At 60.7% G+C, this 18634-nt stretch carries 19 protein-coding genes and 1 tRNA gene; 7 read left to right on the top strand and 13 right to left on the bottom strand.

Annotation, left to right across the window (positions count from 1 at the left end; translation table 11 throughout):
- Positions 1–32: 32 nt before the first annotated feature.
- Complete coding sequence (locus ABD05_RS05785) at positions 33–308, bottom strand: hypothetical protein (protein WP_047899349.1); 276 nt, start codon at positions 306–308, stop codon at positions 33–35.
- 324 nt (positions 309–632) lie between these two features.
- Here ABD05_RS05785 and ABD05_RS05780 point away from each other — a divergent pair, with 324 nt between their 5' ends.
- The 3 genes from ABD05_RS05780 to ABD05_RS05770 are packed head-to-tail and all read left to right on the top strand — an operon-like array spanning position 633 to position 2865.
- Complete coding sequence (locus ABD05_RS05780; protein ID WP_047899348.1) at positions 633–1415, top strand: amino acid ABC transporter substrate-binding protein; 783 nt, start codon at positions 633–635, stop codon at positions 1413–1415.
- Positions 1416–1429: 14 nt separating this feature from the next.
- Positions 1430–2110, top strand: coding sequence for an amino acid ABC transporter permease (locus tag ABD05_RS05775; protein WP_047899347.1), 681 nt, complete (start codon positions 1430–1432; stop codon positions 2108–2110).
- On the top strand, positions 2107–2865 hold the full coding sequence (locus tag ABD05_RS05770) for an amino acid ABC transporter ATP-binding protein (protein ID WP_047899346.1): 759 nt from the start codon (positions 2107–2109) through the stop codon (positions 2863–2865). The genes ABD05_RS05775 and ABD05_RS05770 overlap by 4 nt, the downstream gene beginning before the upstream one ends.
- 36 nt (positions 2866–2901) lie before the next feature.
- Here ABD05_RS05770 and ABD05_RS05765 read toward each other — a convergent pair whose 3' ends face one another.
- Positions 2902–3711 (bottom strand): alpha/beta fold hydrolase, encoded by an 810-nt coding sequence (locus ABD05_RS05765; RefSeq protein WP_047899345.1) that lies wholly within the window; start codon positions 3709–3711, stop codon positions 2902–2904.
- Positions 3712–3792: 81 nt separating this feature from the next.
- Here ABD05_RS05765 and ABD05_RS05760 point away from each other — a divergent pair, with 81 nt between their 5' ends.
- On the top strand, positions 3793–4407 hold the full coding sequence (locus tag ABD05_RS05760) for a CGNR zinc finger domain-containing protein (RefSeq protein WP_047899344.1): 615 nt from the start codon (positions 3793–3795) through the stop codon (positions 4405–4407).
- A gap of 49 nt (positions 4408–4456) precedes the next feature.
- Here ABD05_RS05760 and ABD05_RS05755 read toward each other — a convergent pair whose 3' ends face one another.
- From ABD05_RS05755 to ABD05_RS05735, 9 genes are all read right to left on the bottom strand, one after another.
- A complete protein-coding gene (locus ABD05_RS05755; RefSeq protein ID WP_047899343.1) occupies positions 4457–5506 on the bottom strand; it encodes a DUF3592 domain-containing protein in 1050 nt (349 codons plus the stop codon).
- Between the two features lie 581 nt (positions 5507–6087).
- Positions 6088–6726, bottom strand: a complete 639-nt coding sequence (locus ABD05_RS37340; protein WP_148669054.1) for a hypothetical protein — start codon at positions 6724–6726, stop codon at positions 6088–6090.
- A 17-nt stretch (positions 6727–6743) separates the two neighbouring features.
- On the bottom strand, positions 6744–7772 hold the full coding sequence (locus tag ABD05_RS05750) for a DUF262 domain-containing protein (RefSeq protein WP_238594112.1): 1029 nt from the start codon (positions 7770–7772) through the stop codon (positions 6744–6746).
- Positions 7660–8037: a hypothetical protein gene (locus ABD05_RS38835; protein ID WP_238594091.1), complete on the bottom strand. Its 378-nt coding sequence runs from the start codon at positions 8035–8037 to the stop codon at positions 7660–7662. Before ABD05_RS38835 ends, ABD05_RS05750 begins: the two co-directional genes overlap by 113 nt.
- Complete coding sequence (locus tag ABD05_RS37335) at positions 8034–8444, bottom strand: hypothetical protein (RefSeq protein WP_148669053.1); 411 nt, start codon at positions 8442–8444, stop codon at positions 8034–8036. Before ABD05_RS37335 ends, ABD05_RS38835 begins: the two co-directional genes overlap by 4 nt.
- Before the next feature lie 34 nt (positions 8445–8478).
- Entirely contained in the window at positions 8479–8802 is a 324-nt protein-coding gene (locus tag ABD05_RS37330) for a hypothetical protein (protein ID WP_148669052.1), read from the bottom strand.
- A gap of 168 nt (positions 8803–8970) precedes the next feature.
- Positions 8971–10125 carry a DUF262 domain-containing protein gene (locus tag ABD05_RS05745; RefSeq protein WP_047899341.1) on the bottom strand — a complete coding sequence of 385 codons (1155 nt, stop codon included), beginning with the start codon at positions 10123–10125 and terminating at the stop codon, positions 8971–8973.
- Between the two features lie 10 nt (positions 10126–10135).
- On the bottom strand, positions 10136–11449 hold the full coding sequence (locus ABD05_RS05740; RefSeq protein ID WP_047899340.1) for a class I SAM-dependent methyltransferase: 1314 nt from the start codon (positions 11447–11449) through the stop codon (positions 10136–10138).
- 188 nt (positions 11450–11637) lie between these two features.
- Positions 11638–11713, bottom strand: a tRNA-Lys gene (locus tag ABD05_RS05735).
- A 190-nt stretch (positions 11714–11903) separates the two neighbouring features.
- On the opposite strand from ABD05_RS05735, the gene ABD05_RS05730 reads away from it, so the two are divergent.
- Complete coding sequence (locus ABD05_RS05730) at positions 11904–12308, top strand: PaaI family thioesterase (RefSeq protein WP_047899339.1); 405 nt, start codon at positions 11904–11906, stop codon at positions 12306–12308.
- An 8-nt stretch (positions 12309–12316) separates the two neighbouring features.
- Positions 12317–13183 (top strand): patatin-like phospholipase family protein, encoded by an 867-nt coding sequence (locus ABD05_RS05725; RefSeq protein ID WP_047899338.1) that lies wholly within the window; start codon positions 12317–12319, stop codon positions 13181–13183.
- Positions 13184–13235: 52 nt separating this feature from the next.
- On the opposite strand, the gene ABD05_RS05720 is transcribed toward ABD05_RS05725, so the two are convergent.
- Positions 13236–14249 carry a D-2-hydroxyacid dehydrogenase family protein gene (locus ABD05_RS05720; protein ID WP_027788844.1) on the bottom strand — a complete coding sequence of 338 codons (1014 nt, stop codon included), beginning with the start codon at positions 14247–14249 and terminating at the stop codon, positions 13236–13238.
- A 426-nt stretch (positions 14250–14675) separates the two neighbouring features.
- Here ABD05_RS05720 and ABD05_RS05715 point away from each other — a divergent pair, with 426 nt between their 5' ends.
- The gene (locus ABD05_RS05715) at positions 14676–15725 is read left to right on the top strand and encodes a LysR family transcriptional regulator (RefSeq protein ID WP_047899337.1); all 1050 of its coding nucleotides are present in this window, start codon (positions 14676–14678) and stop codon (positions 15723–15725) included.
- Positions 15726–15856: 131 nt separating this feature from the next.
- Here the strand turns inward: ABD05_RS05715 and ABD05_RS05710 are convergent, their stop codons facing one another.
- A complete protein-coding gene (locus tag ABD05_RS05710) occupies positions 15857–18466 on the bottom strand; it encodes a DNA topoisomerase III (protein ID WP_047899336.1) in 2610 nt (869 codons plus the stop codon).
- Positions 18467–18634: the final 168 nt, after the last annotated feature.

Below are 18634 nucleotides of genomic sequence, written 5' to 3'. Positions count from 1 at the left end.
GGGATGCGGCCGCGACGGCCGCCAGGTGGCGGTCAATCGTCGTCGTGGTGGTGATGACGCCAGCCGCGATGCCAGCCGTTGTCGTGCCGGTAGTAGCGGTAACGATAGTCGCCGTAGTACGGGCCGTAATAGACGGGCGCCGGTTCGTACACGACGGGCGGCGGCGGCGCGTAGTAGACAGGCGGCGGCGCTTCGATCACGGGCCCCGGCACGCCGAAATACACGCCGATGTCGGTACGCGCGAACGCGCTTGCCGACAGGCAGGCGCCGGCGACGCCGAGGGCACCGGACAACAGGATGCGTTTCATTTGCCGTTCACTCCGTTCGCGGGCGGCAGGGCCCGCGAGCAATCGGTTCACCTGTCTTCATGGTACGTAGCGCGTGCCGAATGGGTGATACCGCGGTGTCGCTTCTGTAACCACCGGTAACGAATCGTCGGACGATTGCTGGGCTGCATCGCGATGGCTTTCATCTCGGAACGAGTGGCTGGCCGGCGCGTTATTCGACGCGCTCATATCGTTAGCGGATTTGCGTTTTTGCCGCGCATCGGCGCGTCGGTAGAATTCGCGGACCTCTCGCGCGGCCGGTCGGGTCGGCGGGTTCACTCCCTTCCATCGTTCGGGGTCCGCACCATGAAATTCATCCGCTCCATTCTGCTCGTCGCGCTGCTGCAGGCCGTCGTGGCCACGAGCGCATTCGCTACCGACGATCTCGCGCAGATCAAGTCGTCCGGCGTGTTCCGGGTCGGCACCGAAGGGACGTACGCGCCGTTCACGTACCACGACGAGACGGGCAAGCTGACCGGCTTCGACGTCGACATTGCCACCGCGATCGCGCAGCGCCTCGGCGTGAAGCCGCAATTCGTCGAAGGCAAGTGGGACGGTCTGATCGCGGGCCTCGACGTGAACCGCTACGACGCGGTCGTCAACGAAGTGTCGATCACCGACGCGCGCAAGGCGAAATACGTTTTCTCGTCGCCGTACATCACGTCGCACGCGGTGCTGATCGTGCGCACGGACAACACGACGATCCGCTCGTTCGACGACCTGAAGGGCAAGAAATCCGCGAACACGCTGACGAGCAATTTCGGCAAGCTCGCGGCGGCCCATGGCGCGGACGTGGTGCCCGTGCAGGGCTTCAACGAATCGATCGACCTGCTGACGTCCGGGCGCGTCGACGCGACGATCAACGATTCGCTGTCGTACCTCGATTTCCGCAAGCACAAACCCGACGCGAAACTGAAGATCGCGGCGACCGACACGAGCGGCGCCGGCGACGCATCGGGCGTGCTGCTGCGCAAGGGCAGCCCCGCGCTGGTGGCCGCGATCGACAAGGCGCTCGCGGACATCAAGTCGGACGGCACCTACGCGAAGATCTCGCAGAAGTACTTCGGCCGCGACGTGTCGCAGCCGTAACGCGGGGCTGAACGATGCCGGCCTGGCTGCACCTGATGGCGGAATCGCTGCGCCCCCTGCTGGTCGCGGGGCTCGTGTTCACGGTTCCGCTCACGCTCGCGTCGTTCGCGATCGGCCTGCTGCTCGCGTTCGGCGCGGCGCTCACGCGGCTGTTCGGGCCGGGCTGGGCGCAGGCCGCCATCCGTTTCTATATCTGGCTGTTCCGCGGCTCGCCGCTGCTCGTGCAACTGTTCGTGATTTTCTACGGGCTGCCGAGCGTCGGCATCGTGCTCGATCCGCTGACGGCCGCCGTGATCGGCTTCTCGCTGAACGTCGGCGCGTACAACGCCGAGGTGATCCGCGGCGTGATCGAATCGATTCCGAAGGGGCAGTGGGAAGCCGCGTATTCGATGGCGATGACGCGCGCGCAGGCGCTGCGCCGCGCGATCCTGCCGCAGGCCGCGCGCGTCGCGCTGCCCGCGCTGTCGAACTCGTTCATCTCGCTCGTGAAGGACACGTCGCTCGCGGCTGTGCTGACCGTGCCCGAGATCTTCCAGGCCGCGCAGCGCATCGCGGCCGTGACCTACGAGCCGCTGATTCTTTATACCGAAGCCGCGCTGATCTACCTGCTGTTCAGTTCGGTGCTCTCCACGCTGCAACGTCGCCTCGAAACCCGTTTCGGCCGTCACGCGCTGTTCCAGGCGGAGTTGCGATGATTCGTCTCGAATGCATCGACAAGTCGTTCGGCGCGCATCGCGTGCTGAGCGCGATCGACCTCGCATTGCAGCCGGGCAGCGTGACCGCGCTGATCGGGCCGTCCGGCAGCGGCAAGAGCACGCTGCTGCGCTGCGTGAACCTGCTCGAAGTGCCCGAGGCGGGCGCGCTCACGGTGGGCGACGCGCGCATCGACTTCGCGGCGGCGCGCCGGCCGTCGCGCGACGCCGTGTTCGCAGTGCGCCGGCAGACCGGCATGGTGTTCCAGAATTTCCAGTTGTTTCCGCACCTGAGCGTCGTGCAGAACGTGATGGAAGGGCTAGTGACCGTGCAGCGCTGGCCGCGCGAGCGTGCGCGCGAACGGGCGCTGGCGCTGCTCGACAAGGTCGGCATCGCGAACAAGGCCGACGCATGGCCCGTGACGCTGTCGGGCGGCCAGCAGCAGCGCGTCGCCATTGCGCGGGCGCTTGCGCCGTCGCCGCAGGTGCTGTTGTGCGACGAGCCGACGTCGGCGCTCGATCCCGAGCTGTCCGTCGAAGTGGTCGAGGTGCTGCGCCAGCTCGCGCGCGAAGGCACGACGATGCTGATGGCCACGCACGACCTGCGCCTGGCCGCGTCGATCGCGCACGACGCGGTGTTTCTCGCCGATGGCCGCATCGTCGAAGCCGCTGCGTCGCGCGACCTGTTCGGCCAGCCGCGCGACCCGCGCATCGCGAAGTTCATCGCGACGCTCGCGCAAGGCGTGCCGGCGTTCTGATTGCCTGACTGACACGATTACGGCGGCGCGTCACGCCTATCCCTGCCCGTCGAGCACCGCGGCAACGATCGCCTCCGGCGCATCTTCCTGGACCAGATGGCCCGCGCGCGGCACCCGGATCAATACGCCGTTCGCGATGCGATCGGCAAGCGCCTGCCCCTGTTCGAGCGGAATCCACCCATCGTCCTCGCCCCATACGATGCGCACCGGAAAGTCCGGTGCAGCATAGCGGGCTTGCGCTTCCTCGATGTAGCGCTGGCGCATCTGCGCGATCTGGCGATAGAACGCGGATTGGCCGGCCGGCGTGAGCCACGGCGAACGGTAGATCGACAGCACGTCGTCGCTCAGCGGCCGTGCCACGGCATTGCCGATATAGGCCGATACGAGCGCGTGATGCGCATATGCCGGCAACCCGGTGAACGCGGCTTCGTGCTGTGCGACATGGCGCACGAACGGCGATCCCTGCGGTGCAATCGCGACCGGGTTCACGAGCGTGAGGTCCGCATACGCGATGCCGTCGAGGAAGTGCGCGCGCAGCACGGTCGCACCGCCGTAATCATGTGCAAGCACGCGCGGGCGCTCGAGCGCCCATTCGCGCAGCATCGCGCCGAACAGCACGTTCTGCCTGCCGAGCGATACGTCCGCGTCCGGCATGTCGGACTGGCCATAGCCGAGCAGGTCGTAGAAGTACACGCGATGACGCCGCGCGAGCCACGGCGCGATCCGGCGCCACACCTGCGATGAAAACGGCGTGCCGTGCACGAGCACGAGCGGCGGGCCTTCACCGAGCGTTCCCCACGCGATCCGGTGACCTTCGAACATGAAGCGGTTGGCGAGTTCGAGCATCGGCTTCTCCGTGCTAACCTGTTTTTGCTGTTAACAGGTTACGCCGGATTGTCCGGACTTGAAACCGATAGGTGCAAATAAATGGTTACTCGACACGAGCATGCGCGGCACGCGCGCGAATGGGGCGCGGCCGATTTCGTCGGCGGCCATCCGGCGCTCGACTTCCTCAACACGGTGGCCGATACGGGCAAGACGCGCGACGAGGACAAGCTCGTCGACTGGCCGGCCGTGCGCGCGTGGGCCGAGAAGGTGGGATTGCTGGCGCCGGCCGATCTGGCACGGCTTCTGCGTCATGCGCGCCAGGACGGCCCGGACGAACTGGCGGCGCTGCATCGCTTTCGCGAGGATGCATACGTTGCGATCGCGCACCTGACGGCCGGAGGCGGCGGCAGCGCCGGTGCGCGCGCGGCGGACCGGCTCGCCGTCGCGATCCGCGATGCGATCGGGCGCAGCGCGTTCGACGCGGTCGACGGCCGGTTCGCGTGGCGGCCCGATGCGCGCGCCGCGTCGCGCTGGATCGATGCGGCGGCGCTCGGCTTCGAGCATCTGCTGCGCAGCGACGATTTCGCACGCGTGCGGCAGTGCGGCCGTTGCACGTGGTTCTTCGTCGATCGCGGCCGTGGCGTCGGGCGGCGCTGGTGCGACATGCGCACGTGCGGGAATCGCGCGAAGGTGGAGGCGTTCAGGGAACGGTGAAGCGCGTGCCGTTACGGCCGCCGCACCGCGCGCGGCCGGCGCGCGATCGTCATCGAGCGGTTTCGTGCGGGCGATGGTCCGGCCACAGCGTCGCGGCGACGAACAGTCCGGCCGCGAGGAACGGTGCGCCGATCGCGAACAGGATGGCCGTGAGGCCCCAGCGATCCCAGAAGCGGTCGACGACCGCGCGCTCGGGTGTGACGGGGTCGTACAGCACGTTGACCGCTTCGCCTTCATGCAGGCCCGGATGCGACGACGCCGATCCCTGCGCGAACGTGATCTGGCGGCCGCTGTCGGTCGTGAAAGCGACGATCGCCGAATACAGCGACATGCGTGCCCGGGGCGACCGCGCGTTTTTCGCGATCTCGACGACGTGGCCAGTCGAGTGTGCGTAGTGGCGGACGATCTGCCACTGACGCAGGCCGGTCGCGCCGGCGCCGGCGAGGAAGCCTGTACCGATCGCAATCGGAATCAGCACGATCGCGATATCCCAGCGGCGCCGCGCCTGCTTGCTTGCGGTGCGGGTCGGCGGCGGGTCGGATTGCCGGCGGCGGCGCTCGCCGGCGATCAGCAGGCCGCCGATCGCGAACGACGCGATGGCGAGCAGCGCCGGCACCGCGGCCGGGAACCAGCGTTGCGCGAAATCGTCGATCAGCGCGGGGCGGTCGGGATGGGTCGGGTCCAGCAAGATATCGACGTTCTCGCCGATGTCGTACGCGGGGACGGTCGAGGCGGTATTGCCGGCGATTTCGCGGCGCTGGCCGTCGTTCGCGAGGTAGGCGACGATCGGCCGGTACGTGCGCATCGCGTCGCTGTCCTGCACGATGCGCACGACCGTGCCCGGCGCGCGGACCAGGTGGCCGGTCGCGCGGCCGGTCGTGACGGCAAGCACGCCTGCCAGCACGAGCAGCACGACGCCGAGCGCCAGCGCGGCGAGTGCGTCCTTACCCGGCATGACCGGATCCGGTTCGTGCGCCGCGCGGCGGATGCGGGTGCGATCGGGTGAGTGGCGTGTCCCGACGGACAGGCCGATATCGGCGCAACCATGCCCTCTGAATGGTCGCGTCTCGTTCACATGCTTCCATGTCTGACGTCCCATGTTCTCTCAGTGCCGGCGGGCAAGCGGCAGTGCCTGAGCCGGTCGTGTGATATTTGTCGGACGATTCTAGCGGAAACGATGCGGAAGGGGCGTACGGATGCGTACTGCGAGAGGAGACGTGCCACGAGCGTGGCGCGCGGAAATGAAAAAGGCCGGTCAGCTTGCGCTGACCGGCCTTTTGAATTCCTGGTGGGGCGTGAGTGACTCGAACACTCGACCTACGGATTAAGAGAACGTAAGGCAAAAATAAGGGGCATATTACTGCAAGGAATTATAGGGGACAGAGGTTCGCGCCTTGGCAGGTGGTGGAAGTCCTGATGCAAACGGCGGCACGGTTCTCCGGTGGATATTCAGCCGTTTTGCGAGTTGGCTTGATGTGCTCATTGCCCGTTCGAACGCCGAAATTGGGTGCCCCCGACCGGCGAAGGACCGGACAAAGCGGGTATCTCGAACACGTTCGATGAAGGAAATGCAGGGGAAGTCCGCCGCGGCCGATGCGATCTTTTGCATTTACGGGAGGTACCCTAAATGTATTTCGGGCGGCGTGCCACTCGTGCGCGTCATCGGCGCAAACAGGTCATTTATTGCATTAGATAGTCGTAAAAAATCGTTGCATCTGCCAACCATTCCTCGATTACCGAGTGAGTTTTACCACTCATGACGTGCAGAAGAATCTTATCTGGATGATCAAGGTTTAATACCCCCAAGCTTGCCGCGTTTGTCGCGGCTTTACCGAAAGTGTCTTGGTTTCTATGGGCATAAAAATGACGAACAAACTTTAAGTCGCGAAACATGCTCGAGTTGAGCGCCAGGGCGTTCTGCAAGGACGGTAAATTGCTTGCGGAACAAGCAATCAAAATTTTCTCGATTTGCTTCGGGTCGCGAATAGCTTGCTCGTCGCTGCGCTTTATGCGAGCCGGCGAGTGCATTTTCGCATATTTCACACTATTCGTTACGGACAGCATGTAAGCTGCAATCTCGTCTTCCGGACCGATGTTTAAGGATACCGAAACCTTTACCCCAGAAAGCGTTTTTGCTTTCCGGATGGTGCTTATGGTGAATTCTCTAAGCGCACATATATTTAAATTATCCAACTCGATCGCAATATACGAAAGTCTCCTTCCCCTTTCCTCCGGGCTGAGCCCGGGAATAGATTTAAAAAGATCGCTTAACCGTTTAATCCGATATTGGGCGGCACTATGCAGGCGCCCCAAATGCATTGACGCGCGCATAATAATCAGACCAAGTTCTTAAGTGCCTGTTTGAAATATAAAAATCGAATTGCGCGTGCAGCGCCCGTGTTGGTTGCCTCTGAACTCGCACCTACAAATTTCGTCAACGCTGGAAAATCTTCCGGATCTTGCAAAGAGGCTATCAGCGTCTCAACGGGGAAATCGTGCGCGACAATTTCGGCACACATTTCTTCATGATCCAGTTCTGCTTTATCACTGAAGTCGCCGCCGAAGCGAACGGCAATTGCAGCAAGCACAAGAGATTGGAAGACATGCATTCGAAGAAGCACATCCTCATGCAAAACTTCGTGTTGCAAAACAAACTCGATCCCATATTTTATTTTTTCGTTCAGATCATCAGCCTGCTCGAACCCAGCATTGTATTTTTTGTAAATACGATCGAGCTGCGCCCCTTTTACCGTTACGAAGCCCTCGTCCATAGTAAGAACGATCTCCGCGTAGAGTCGCAGGTCGGTCATGCGAATCATGTCGCGACGAGATAGAACGCCAATGCTGAGCAACGACTCCTTGAATATTTCCGCGAGACCATTGATAAACCATTTAAAGTCGCCTTGATAGCGTGCGTTTCGTTGCTCCTCCGCATTCAACGGGACGTTGTTGGCATTCATTCGCCGGAAAGCTTCTCTCACTTCATTCTCGGGCACTCCGGAAAATTGATCGACTGGCAGCTGATAAGAAAGAAATTTAGTCTGCCATTCTTCGGAAAGTTTGTTGTAGCGCATCCCTCGAAGCTCCTCGGTCTCGAGATTCTTCGACAAGGTTAACTTATTTTCATAGAACAGCATAAGCGCCTGGCTACGCTGTTGCCCATCGACGATTTCCTTAATCACGCCCTTTGTTTTTAAGTCCAACTTAGCATAGACAAACAATTTTGGAATTGGATATTCGAGTAATATAGACTCAATGAAGAAGGATCTCGCCGGCGCAGTCCATAGCCCATCCTTGCGCTGATAATCGGAGTTGACAATAATCTTCTTTTCTTGAAGGGCGTTGCAATAATCCGCGACTGACATTGGCGATGCGTTGGCTTTCATAGGTTTTATATTCCTCTATTTTTAAAAAATAAATCACCGGCTCAACCAGTCGAGAGGTGTCTCTGTACATTCTGGATCGCGAATTGATTCCGGGAAATGAGTTCCCCTGAACAAAATCTCTTCGTCTTCGCATCTCAAATCCAACATTTTCTGCCATTTCAGTCAGAATCGTCGGCACGTCGTTATGTAAATCTTTATGATAAGAGTCTTGTGTCGCCAAAATAGCCATCGCATTCTTCTTCATGCTGGTCCGAATATTATAAATCGACTTTGATATTTTGTCGAAATAATTGAGGTGCGTCTTGCAATAATGGCATCGTGGATGCTTTCGAGTCGTGTGACCTGAGTTTGTCCAGAAAAGCCAAGGCAAGTTTCGCTCCAGAATATAGAGGGTTGCATCGTATCGACCGGCAGTTTAATGGAGTCAATCATTTTCTTGCTAAGGTAGTCACGATCCTCGTTCAGTGAGCTATTTGCTGGAGCTAACTCCGCCCGAATCACTGCTATATAGTCGATTCTTGTGCAGTACGACGGAGAAGTCAAAGTAAAATCCGTCGGCGCTTTTTCTTTAAATTCAGTGGTATTGCCAACCGCGATTTTGACCCGAGCTGGATCGATCAAAAAACTAGATGTTTGCAACGTATCTGCCATACGCTTCGCTTGGTCGGCGAAAGCAGCGCATATTTCATTTGCTGGAACTGGCAGCTTTGCCTCGTCGGATTTTGGTGTCTTTAGCCATGTAGGGTTCCGTACTTGTAACCTTATCGGGAATAGTCACGGGTCTTTGCATCAACTCCAACGCCTGCGACAAAAATTCTCGGTCACGAGCAAACTTCTCTAACTGTGTATCGTCCGGCAGCTTGAGCTTCTTGTAGCCGGGTGCTCGGCTATTACCGTCGTGCAGATAGCGAAAGACGTCGGATAAGAAGGCTTCGGCAATAGCGAAGTCTGCACCTTGGCAAGCTACGGCTTCTGCATTAATAGCAGAAACGTAGGTGCCGAAAAACAAATCTAGCGAATCCTTCAGGATTAGCGTATAAAAGGACGATTAATGCCTTTAGAAAGCGTTGTTGCGCAGCGTCAGAATCAACGCTAGCGCATGTGCTCTGAGAGAAACGGATGTCTTCGATTCGCCGCGCGAGATCCTCTTCCATTTTGGCCCGAAGTACGTCAATTTTCATACGTACTCGGCGGATAGTTGGTTGGTTACGAAGTCCACTCTTTGGTTGAATGGTCCGGGGCTATTTTTCCCTCCGCCGGTAGTTATGTCGACAAATTCTTCATTAAGTTTGATTGCGAGGAAAATTCCACGAATTTTTGCGATACCATCTTCCGTATCGATGTCGATGGAGGTCAGGTGTGATTGGATACCAAGCGTGAAGGCTTCATATTGGTAAATCCCAAACCCGGCAATCAAATCAGTTCTTGTTCGATTTGCACGGCTGAAAGCCTGCTCACCTAGTGCGAGATTGAGTATCTTGAACGTTCGCTCGAAAGTCTTCCGCTCCGCCTCGTAGTCGAAGGGCTCGGGATGTTCCGGATCCGCAACAGCTTCCATATACTCGGTGAGAAAATCAGCGACGTCATGTTTGAATTTCGTACGCCAATTCTTAAAGGCAAAGAATCTCAGTACTAGTTCTCGATCGTATGCACCATGGCGATCTTGTTCGGAGATCGTGCTCGTGCAACTGCAGAAATCGTCATTTTGATCTGCGAGAGAGTTGACGAAATCATTAAACTTCGCGTCCAGTAGGCGAATTGTGCAATTGCGGAGCTGCTGATTTGTTAAGCTTTCGCCTCCCGTGTTCAATCGCTTGAACATATGATACTTGAATTTCGGGTTGCTGCCTTTTCGTACTACCTCTACGCGAACGAACGATCGCTTGAGCTTAATTTGTAGAGCAGTTCCTAGATCGTCAAATGTCTTTCCATTGAGTTGCGGAAGGATATCGCAATCTTGCAAAACAAGCTTGTCGCCGATATTGACTTGAGGACGTAGGTGCGTCGCCGTCAGCATGCCTCGAAAATGGAGGTAGGACGAAATTCGCTGGAGACCATCGATCAGTAATTTCTGATTATTTTCCTCTTCGACAACATAAAGAGGCGGGACCGGCATTTCGAGGAGGAGCGACTCAATAAATCTCGATCGAGCGCCCTCCGACCATTGGAACAGTCGCTGGTAGTCTGGACTAATATCCAATTCTTTGGTCGATACCATGTCGGCAAGCTCGTTAAATGAAATGTCGAGACTTTGCGTGTGTACGTTTTTTAGTTGAGCATCAACTTCCTGAATCAGATCGACGACTGCTTGGGCCCCCCGTTTATCATCCATATCAGTTCTCTCAAGAATTTTCAAAACACAGAACGCTTTCTACATTAGTCCGATTCTGTAGATATATTTTCGCTTTTTTGTTTACCCCGACCATAGAGCGTGTCGCAGAGAAGTGCTCTTGCCTACGCAACTGAAGACCAACATTTTCCGCCATTTCGCAGGTTATCTGCGCTATGTCGTTCCGTATCTGCTTGTAGTAGGAGTCTTGGACGACGAGCACGCAGGGGGCCTGCGGTTCGAGTACCCGAGCAATCTCCTGGAGAGATGCATGCAAGGAGTGAAAGTACTGAACGTGGTTCTTGAAGTAGTAGGTTTTGGATGCCTTTGACGAATGCTGATACAGCGCATCCAGGAAATCGACACACGTCTCACCCCATTGCGGATCAACCTCTTGGTTGTCGCGCTGGACAGTTGAGGTGCCGGTGAGGCTGCGTCGTAGGGTGTCGAAGTCGCCGCCACCCATTCGCAGAACCGCCAGCTCGATGGCCGTGGCGACGGCATAGTCGATGCGGGTGCAATAAGGGGGCGAAGAAATGACTGCGCCGACAGAATTGGTCTGCAAGCCAATCGCTTCGGCATTTCCGAGGCGGACAGAGGCGGGGCTAGCGTCATCAAAAAAGAGCGTGCGAGCTTCTGTAACCTTGCGGGAGAGGAGTTGAACATCCTCAGCGAAAGCTTTGTAAATCTTATCCGAAGTCGGGCGCTTGCGATGGGCTGGTGAGCTTGGTCGCTTTGTCCAAGTAGGGTTGGACGGAATGAAGTCGATCAAGTGACGGCGCGCAGTTCGGAACAACGCGACGTAAAAAAAGGCCGCGAGCGGGGAGATAGACGCTAGGGTGTCCTCTGAGGTAAGCGGACGATACTCAGCGTGGGACACGAGTATGCGGTGGATTTCTTGTTCCAATCCACGAATTGCCGCCGCACTCTGAGGGATCATCCAAGTGTGCAGAGGATCATCGGAGAGGTCTTCTGTTTGCCGCTGTGCGGCTTGCTCAACTATTGTCTGGGCAAGCGGAGGAAGACTCTCGGCATCAAGAGCGGAGAGAAGACCGGCCTTGGCCACAACGACCATTACCGGATTCAAGTCCGTGCCGATGCAGGGCATACCCGCCCGGTACGCGGTCTGCGTGGTTGTACCACTTCCGTTCCATGGATCGAAAACCATACTGTCGCCTTGGAGGCCAAGCGACAGGAGCAATTGTTCCGTGAAGGCGGTTGAGTAGCCGGCGTAATAGGGGAAGATGCGCGCATCTTGTGCGCTTGATCGGTCCACATAGCGTTTGGGATTCGATATCACTACTTGGTCAAATCTGCGAATCTCCATGTTTCGTCTAGTGCCCCGCATTGAATGCATTCCTCCTCGCTACAGCACCTCGGTCAGCTTGTGATTCTGAGGCTTTCTGGCGAATCGCTCAAGAATCCACTGGGTGATTGATGGCTAGGAGTGACCGGAAATGACCCGGAGAAAAGAAAAAGCCCGGTTAGCTTTCGCTAACCGGGCTTCGGAATTCCTGGTGGGGCGTGAGTGACTCGAACACTCGACCTACGGATTAAGAGTCCGCTGCTCTACCAACTGAGCTAACGCCCCCAACAGAAGAAAGATTATGCACGCGTTTAAGGGGCATGGCAAGCCCTTTGTGCAAATTTCTCGAAAATATTTCGTCACGCCAACGGCGGCTGTCGCCGCGGTAACGAGCGGTCGCAGTTTGCGCGCTCCCGGTATGATGACGCCACACGCGTTGCGCGGCGGTCGCGCAACGTTTTCTGGACATTCGAAGATGGACGAAAACGCAGTCCGCGAATTGCTGGATCGCCTGCTGGCCCCATGGGTCCGCTCGCTCGGTCTGGTTCCCGTATCGATCGGCGACGACAGCGTCACGCTGCGCCTGCCGTTTTCCGGCGAATTCCGCCATTCGGGCGGCGTGATCTGCGGCCAAGTGTTCACGGCGGCCGCCGACACCGCGATGGTGGTCGCGATCTCGGCCGCGCTCGGCGAGTTCCGGCCGATGACGACCGTGTCGCTGAACACGAACTTCATGCGCCCCGTGCGCAAGGGCGACGTGCACGTCACCGCGCGCGTGCTGCGGATGGGCCGCAACCTCGTGTTCGGCGAAGTCGAACTGTTCGACGAGGACGGCAAGATGGCCGTCCACGCGACGTCGACCTACGCACTCGTCAGCTGAGCGGCGCGATGTTCGACCAGATCGTCTTTGCGGGTGGCGGCAATCGCTGCTGGTGGCAGGCCGGCTTCTGGGACGTCGCGCAGCCGGCCCTCGGGCTGCGCCCGCGCGTGATCACCGGCATCTCGGCCGGCGCGGCGACCGCCTGCATGCTGTATACGCGCGACGCCGCGTGGGTGATGCGCTATTACGAAGAGGCGCTGCGCCACAACCGGAAGAACGCGTACTGGGGCAACCTGTTCGGGCGCGAGCCCGTGTTTCCGCATTACCGCATCTACCGTCAGGCATTGCTCGACATCTACGGCGAGCCGTTCGCGAAGCTCGCCGCGGCGCCGGAGATCCGCATCGGCGTGTCGCACGTGCCGCGCTGGCTCGGCGCGCGCAGCGCGGTCGCGGCCGGCCTCGTCGCGTACAACATCGAGAAATACGTGCGCAAGACGCTGCACCCGACGCTCGGGCGCACGCTCGGCTTTCGGCCTGAATTCGTGCGCGCGCAGGCCTGCACGCAAGTCGACGAACTCGCCGACCTGATCCTGCAGTCGTCCTGCACGCCGCCGTTCACGCCGGTGCTGCGCCGCGGCGGCCGGCCCGTGCTCGATGGCGGGATGGTCGACAACGTGCCGGTCGACGCGCTCGACCCGTCGCCGGGCGACGTGCTGGTGCTCGTCACGCGGCTGTATCCGCGTCCGCAGATGTTCACGGTCGCGCACGGCGACCAGCGGCGGCTGTACGTACAGCCGTCGAGCAAGGTGCCGATTTCGAGCTGGGATTACACGAGCCCGTCGCAGATGCGGCATGCGTACGACCTCGGGCGGCGCGACGGCGAGCACTTCCTCACGCGCGTCGATGCAATGACAGGCGGCCGCGTGGCCGCCTGATGGCGGGGAATGGAGCAGCAGCGGGGCCGCGCGGCGCGCGCAGCCCGCGCGATCAGCGCTTGCGGATCGGCGTCAGCGCTTCCGGATTGGCGACGCTCGACATGTCGCCGTCGTCGAACGCGAGGATGTTCCTGAACGCCGCGCTGAAATAGAGCTCGTAGCTTTCGCGTTCGACATAGCCGATGTGCGGCGTGCAGATCACGTTCTCCATCCGCAGCAGGCTGTAGCCCTGCAGGATCGGCTCGCTCTCGAACACGTCGATCGCGACCATCCCGGGACGGTTGTGCGACAGCGCGTTGACGAGCGCGTTTTCCTCGAGCAGCTCCGCGCGGCTCGTGTTGACGAGCAGCGACGTTGGCTTCATCCGCATCAGGTCTTCCTGCTTGACGATCCCGCGCGTGTCGTCGTGCATGCGCAGGTGCAGCGACAGCACGTCGCTCTGCTCGAACAGCGCCTCGCGGCTCTCGGCCGCCGTGTAGCCGTCGGCGCGTGCGGCTTCGAGCGAATGCTCGCGGCCCCAGATCAGCACGTTCATCCCGAACGCCTTGCCGTAGCCGGCGACGAGCCGGCCGATCTTGCCGTAGCCCCAGATGCCGAGCGTCTGGCCGCGCAGCACCTGGCCGAGGCCGAAGTTCGGCGGCATGGCCGACGTCTTCAGGCCCGACTGCTGCCATGCGCCCTGCTTCAGGTTCGCGACGTACTGCGGAATGCGGCGCTGGGCGGCCATCACGAGCGCCCAGGTCAGCTCGGCGGGCGCGACCGGCGAACCCGTGCCTTCGAGCACCGCGATGCCGCGGTCGGTACATGCTTCGAGGTCGATGTGGCTCGAGACGCGGCCGGTCTGGCTGATCATGCGCAGGTTCGGCAGCTTGGCGAGCAGTTGCGACGAAATCGGGGTCCGTTCACGAATCAGCACGAGCGCCTCGACTTCCGCCAGGCGGCTTGCGAGCTGTCCCAGGCCGCGCACCGTATTGTTGAAGACCTTCACGTCGTGGCCGGCAAGCATCTCGAAGCAGTTCAGCTTGCGGACGGCGTCCTGGTAGTCGTCGAGGATGGCAATTTTCATGGTGAACGGGTGTCGCGCGTTGAAAGCGGCAGTGGCGGTGGTGCACGTCGCGCACCCGTCCCGCCCGGCCGGGGCCGACATGATGCTACGTCGGCCGCCTTCATGGTGTCTTTTTAACAGGTTGTTACGCTCCGCCGCAATTGGCGGCAGCCTTACCCGGCGCCGCTCGTGTGCGGTGCGCAAGGGTGCGCTGTTGTGTCGCATCAAATACGTCCTTCCTGATTCGGCCGCTTACTCGACGAGGTTCACCCAATTGTTGCTCCAATCAGAATAGTTGGATCAACTATCCGCAGAAGGCGAGGATTTTTGACTATTTTTATCGTCAACCGGTGCCTTGTTGAGCAACTCTGCATCATTTCCGCTGTCGTAGGAGAATTACGCATTTGCTTCATCTTTTTGAAGTTGTAACAGCGGCAGGAGTCGTTTATGGATCATTTGCAGTCGATGCGCGTGTTCGTCAAGGTTGCAGATCTCGGCAGTTTCGCGCGGGCCGCGAGCGCAATGGATATCTCCAACGCGGTCGCGACGCGTCACGTCGCCGATCTGGAAGGCCGGCTCGGCACGCGTTTGCTCAATCGCACCACGCGCAGCCTTTCCCTGACGGAGTCGGGTCAGGTCTATCTGGAGCGTGCTCGCCAGATCCTCGATGAGCTCGAGGACGTCGAGCAGATGGTCGTCGCGCGCAATCACGAGCCGGTCGGCACGCTGCGCATCGTCGCGCCGGTCGTGTTCGGCCTGCATAACCTCGCGCCCGTGTTGCAGACGTACACGGAGAATTTCCCGAAAGTGGTGCCGGATCTCACGCTGGTCGACCGGCAGGTCGATCTCGTCGAGGAAGGCTTCGACGTCGGTATCGTCGTTACGCGCCAGATGCGTAGCGCGAGCATCGTCACGCGGCGGCTGACCACGGGCTGCATGACCGTGTGCGCGACGCCGAGCTATCTGGAGAAGCACGGCGTGCCGACCCATCCGGAGCAGCTCGTCGCGCACCCGAGCCTGAGCCTGCCGGCCGAATACTGGGGCGACGAGCGCGTGTTCACGGGGCCGGACGGCGAAGTGCGCGTGCGCCCGACCAACGTGATCGTCGCGAACAACACGGCGATGCTGCGCCAGTTCGCGCTGCTCGGGATGGGCGTCGCGATCCTGCCGAGCTACCTGATCGGCAGCGACATCGCGCGCGGTGCGCTCGTGCGGTTGCTGCCGGATTTCCGGCTGCCGCAGGTCGAAATCAACATCGCTTACCCGAGCCGGCGCCATTTGCCCGCGAAGGTGCGCACGTTCATCGACCACCTCGTCGAGTATTTCAGTCACGCGACCGATGCGACGATCGGCGAGCAGTGGGCCGCGCAGGGTGCGACGCTCGCGCCGATCGGCGTCGAGACGCGTGCGGAGCAGCCCGAATCGGCCGACCCGAACCTGTCGCCGCGCCTGCCGCGTTCGACACGCACGCGTGTTGCGGTGCCGTCGCCGCTGTAACGGCGCGATGGCCGGGCGGCGGCTGCCGCCGGCACAAAGAAAAAACGCGGATCGAGCGATCGATCCGCGTTTTTTTATGGGTGCCTGCCGCAGCCCGATGCGCCGGGGGAAGCCCCCCGGCGGCCAGGCCGTTACGAGCCCGTCTTGCGTGCCGTCGTCTTGCGGGCGGCAGTTTTGGCGGCGGTCTTGCGGGCCGGTGCCGGTTTCTCTGCGGCGCCTTCCGTCACGGTTTCGGCATCCTTCGTCGCCGATTTCGCCGTCTTCTTCGCGGCGGCGGCCTTCGGTTCCTTCTTCTCGAACTCGAAGCCGATCTTGCCGTCCGGCTGCTTCACGAGGAACGCCTTGAAGTTGCGGCCCGTGCGCGACGACTTGAAGTTCGGCAGCAGATCCGTGCGGCCGTCAGCGAGCAGCTTGCCCATCTGCTCGCGCGTGATTTCCTGCTGCAGGATCACCTTGCCCGAGCGGAAGTCGCAGGTCTTCGGGTTCGCAACCGAGTGCTCGCACACGTAGCTCATCCCGTGCTCGAACACGCGGCCCTTGCACTTCGGGCACGCGCCGACCGGCTCCTGCGCGGAGAAGTCGGGCGCTTCGCCTTCCTCGCCGCCCTGGTCCTGGCCGAAATCGAACTCGAGCTTGTAGTTCTTCGTCTCGTCGTCGAAGGACAGCTTGAGGATCGCCGAGAACGGGCGGCCCATCTTGCTGCGGAACCCGGACAGCGGACCGATTTCCTTCTTCTGCAGCAGCTCCTCGACTTCCGGAATCTCGAACTGCCGGCTGCCCGGGATCTTCGAGATCGAGAACTCGCACTTCGTGCACGCGAAGCGGCGGTAGTTTTCCTTCACCTGGCCGCCGCAGTTCGGGCACGGCGTCTCGAGCGTCGCGTAGTCGCCGGGGATCGTGTCGGAATCGTATTCCTTCGCGCGCTTGACGATCTGCTGCGTCATGCGGGCGATTTCCTGCATGAACGCGTCGCGCCCGAGGTTGCCGCGCTCCATCTGCGACAGCTTGTATTCCCACTCGCCAGTGAGCTCCGGCGCGGTCAGTTCCTTCACGCCGAGCCCGCGCAAGAGCGTCATCAGCTGGAATGCCTTCGCGGTCGGGATCAGCTCGCGGCCTTCGCGCAACAGGTATTTCTCGCCGAGCAGGCCTTCGATGATCGCCGCGCGCGTCGCCGGCGTGCCGAGGCCCTTCGCGGCCATCGCCTCGCGCAGCTCGTCGTCCTCGACGAGCTTGCCCGCGCCTTCCATCGCCGACAGCAGCGTCGCTTCCGAGTAGCGTGCGGGCGGCTTCGTCACGAGCGCGACGGCGGCGATTTCGTCCGTCTTCACCTTCTCGTTCTTCTGCACCGGCACGAGGTTCGCGTCCGCGCCTTCGGCGTCGCGGCCGTACACCTGCAGCCAGCCCGGCTCGACGAGCACCTTGCCTTCGGTCTTGAAGTGATGGCCGGCGACTTCGGTGATCCGGGTCGTGACGCGGAATTCGGCCGCCGGGAAGAACACGGCGAGGAAGCGCTTCACGACCAGGTCGTACAGCTTCTGCTCCGGCTCGGACAGCGACTTCGGCGCCTGCAGCGTCGGGATGATTGCAAAGTGGTCGCTGATCTTCGAGTTGTCGAAGATCCGCTTGTTCGGCTTCACCCAGCCCTTGTCGAGCACCTGCTTCGCATGCGGCAGGTAGTTGTTGCTCTCCTTGAGCATCTCGAGCGTGGACTGGACCGTCGAAATGTAGTCTTCCGGCAGCGCGCGTGCATCGGTACGCGGGTAGGTCAGCACCTTGTGCTTTTCATACAGCGCCTGCGCAAGGCCGAGCGTGTTCTTCGCGGAGAAGCCGAAGCGGCCGTTCGCCTCGCGCTGCAGGCTCGTCAGGTCGAACAGCAGCGGCGACAGTTGCGTCGACGGTTTCGATTCCTCGGAGACCGTGCCGACCTGGTCGCGACATGCGGCGACGATCGTTTCGGCGGCCGGCAGGCTCCACAGGCGGGAGTCGCGCTTTTCCGGATCGAATTCGTCGCGCTTGAATTTCGGGTCGTACCACTTGCCTTCGTAGAAACCGCCGGCGCACGCGAATGCGGCCTTCACTTCCCAATAGTCGCGCGGGATGAAGCGGCGGATTTTCTCTTCGCGTTCGACGACGATCGACAACGTTGGCGTCTGAACGCGACCGACTGTCGTCAGGAAAAAGCCGCCGCCCTTGCTGTTGAACGCGGTCATCGCACGGGTGCCGTTGATCCCGACCAGCCAGTCGGCTTCCGAGCGGCAGCGTGCGGCGTCGGCGAGCGGCTGCATGTCCGTGTCGCTGCGCAGGTTCGCGAAACCGTCGCGGATCGCCTGCGGCGTCATCGACTGCAGCCACAGGCGCTGGACCGGCTGCTTCGCCTTCGCGTGCTGCGCGATCAGGCGGAAAATCAGTTCGCCCTCGCGCCCCGCGTCACATGCGTTGATCAGGCGCTCGACGTCCTTGCGCTTCATCAGCTTGGTGAGCACCTTGAGGCGCGACTCGCTTTTTGCGATCGGGTTCAGGTCGAAATGCGGGGGGATGACGGGCAGATGCGCGAAGCTCCATTTCCCGCGCTTGACCTCGTACTCTTCCGGGGCGGCGATTTCCAGCAAGTGGCCGACAGCGGACGAAAGGACGAATTCGTCGCTTTCATAGTATTCGTCATGCTTGGTAAAGCCGCCCAAAGCGCGCGCGATGTCGTTCGCGACAGAAGGCTTTTCCGCAATGATCAGTGCTTTGGACATGACAGGTGTGTGATGGTAGACCGGGTTCGCCGGTTGTGGGTCCCTTTTACGACCGCTTTATAGCACACGCCGGAGCGACGGCGGCTCGGCGTGTAAAAAGCGGCTCATCATAGAGGGGGGCCGCAGCGGCGGCAAGCGCCCGGCGCGGCGCGGCGCGCAAACGCGCGA

Source organism: Burkholderia pyrrocinia, from assembly GCF_001028665.1.
Lineage (GTDB): Bacteria > Pseudomonadota > Gammaproteobacteria > Burkholderiales > Burkholderiaceae > Burkholderia > Burkholderia pyrrocinia.
Note: the sequence above shows the minus strand (reverse complement) of the source record. Positions and strands in the feature narration are given on the sequence as shown.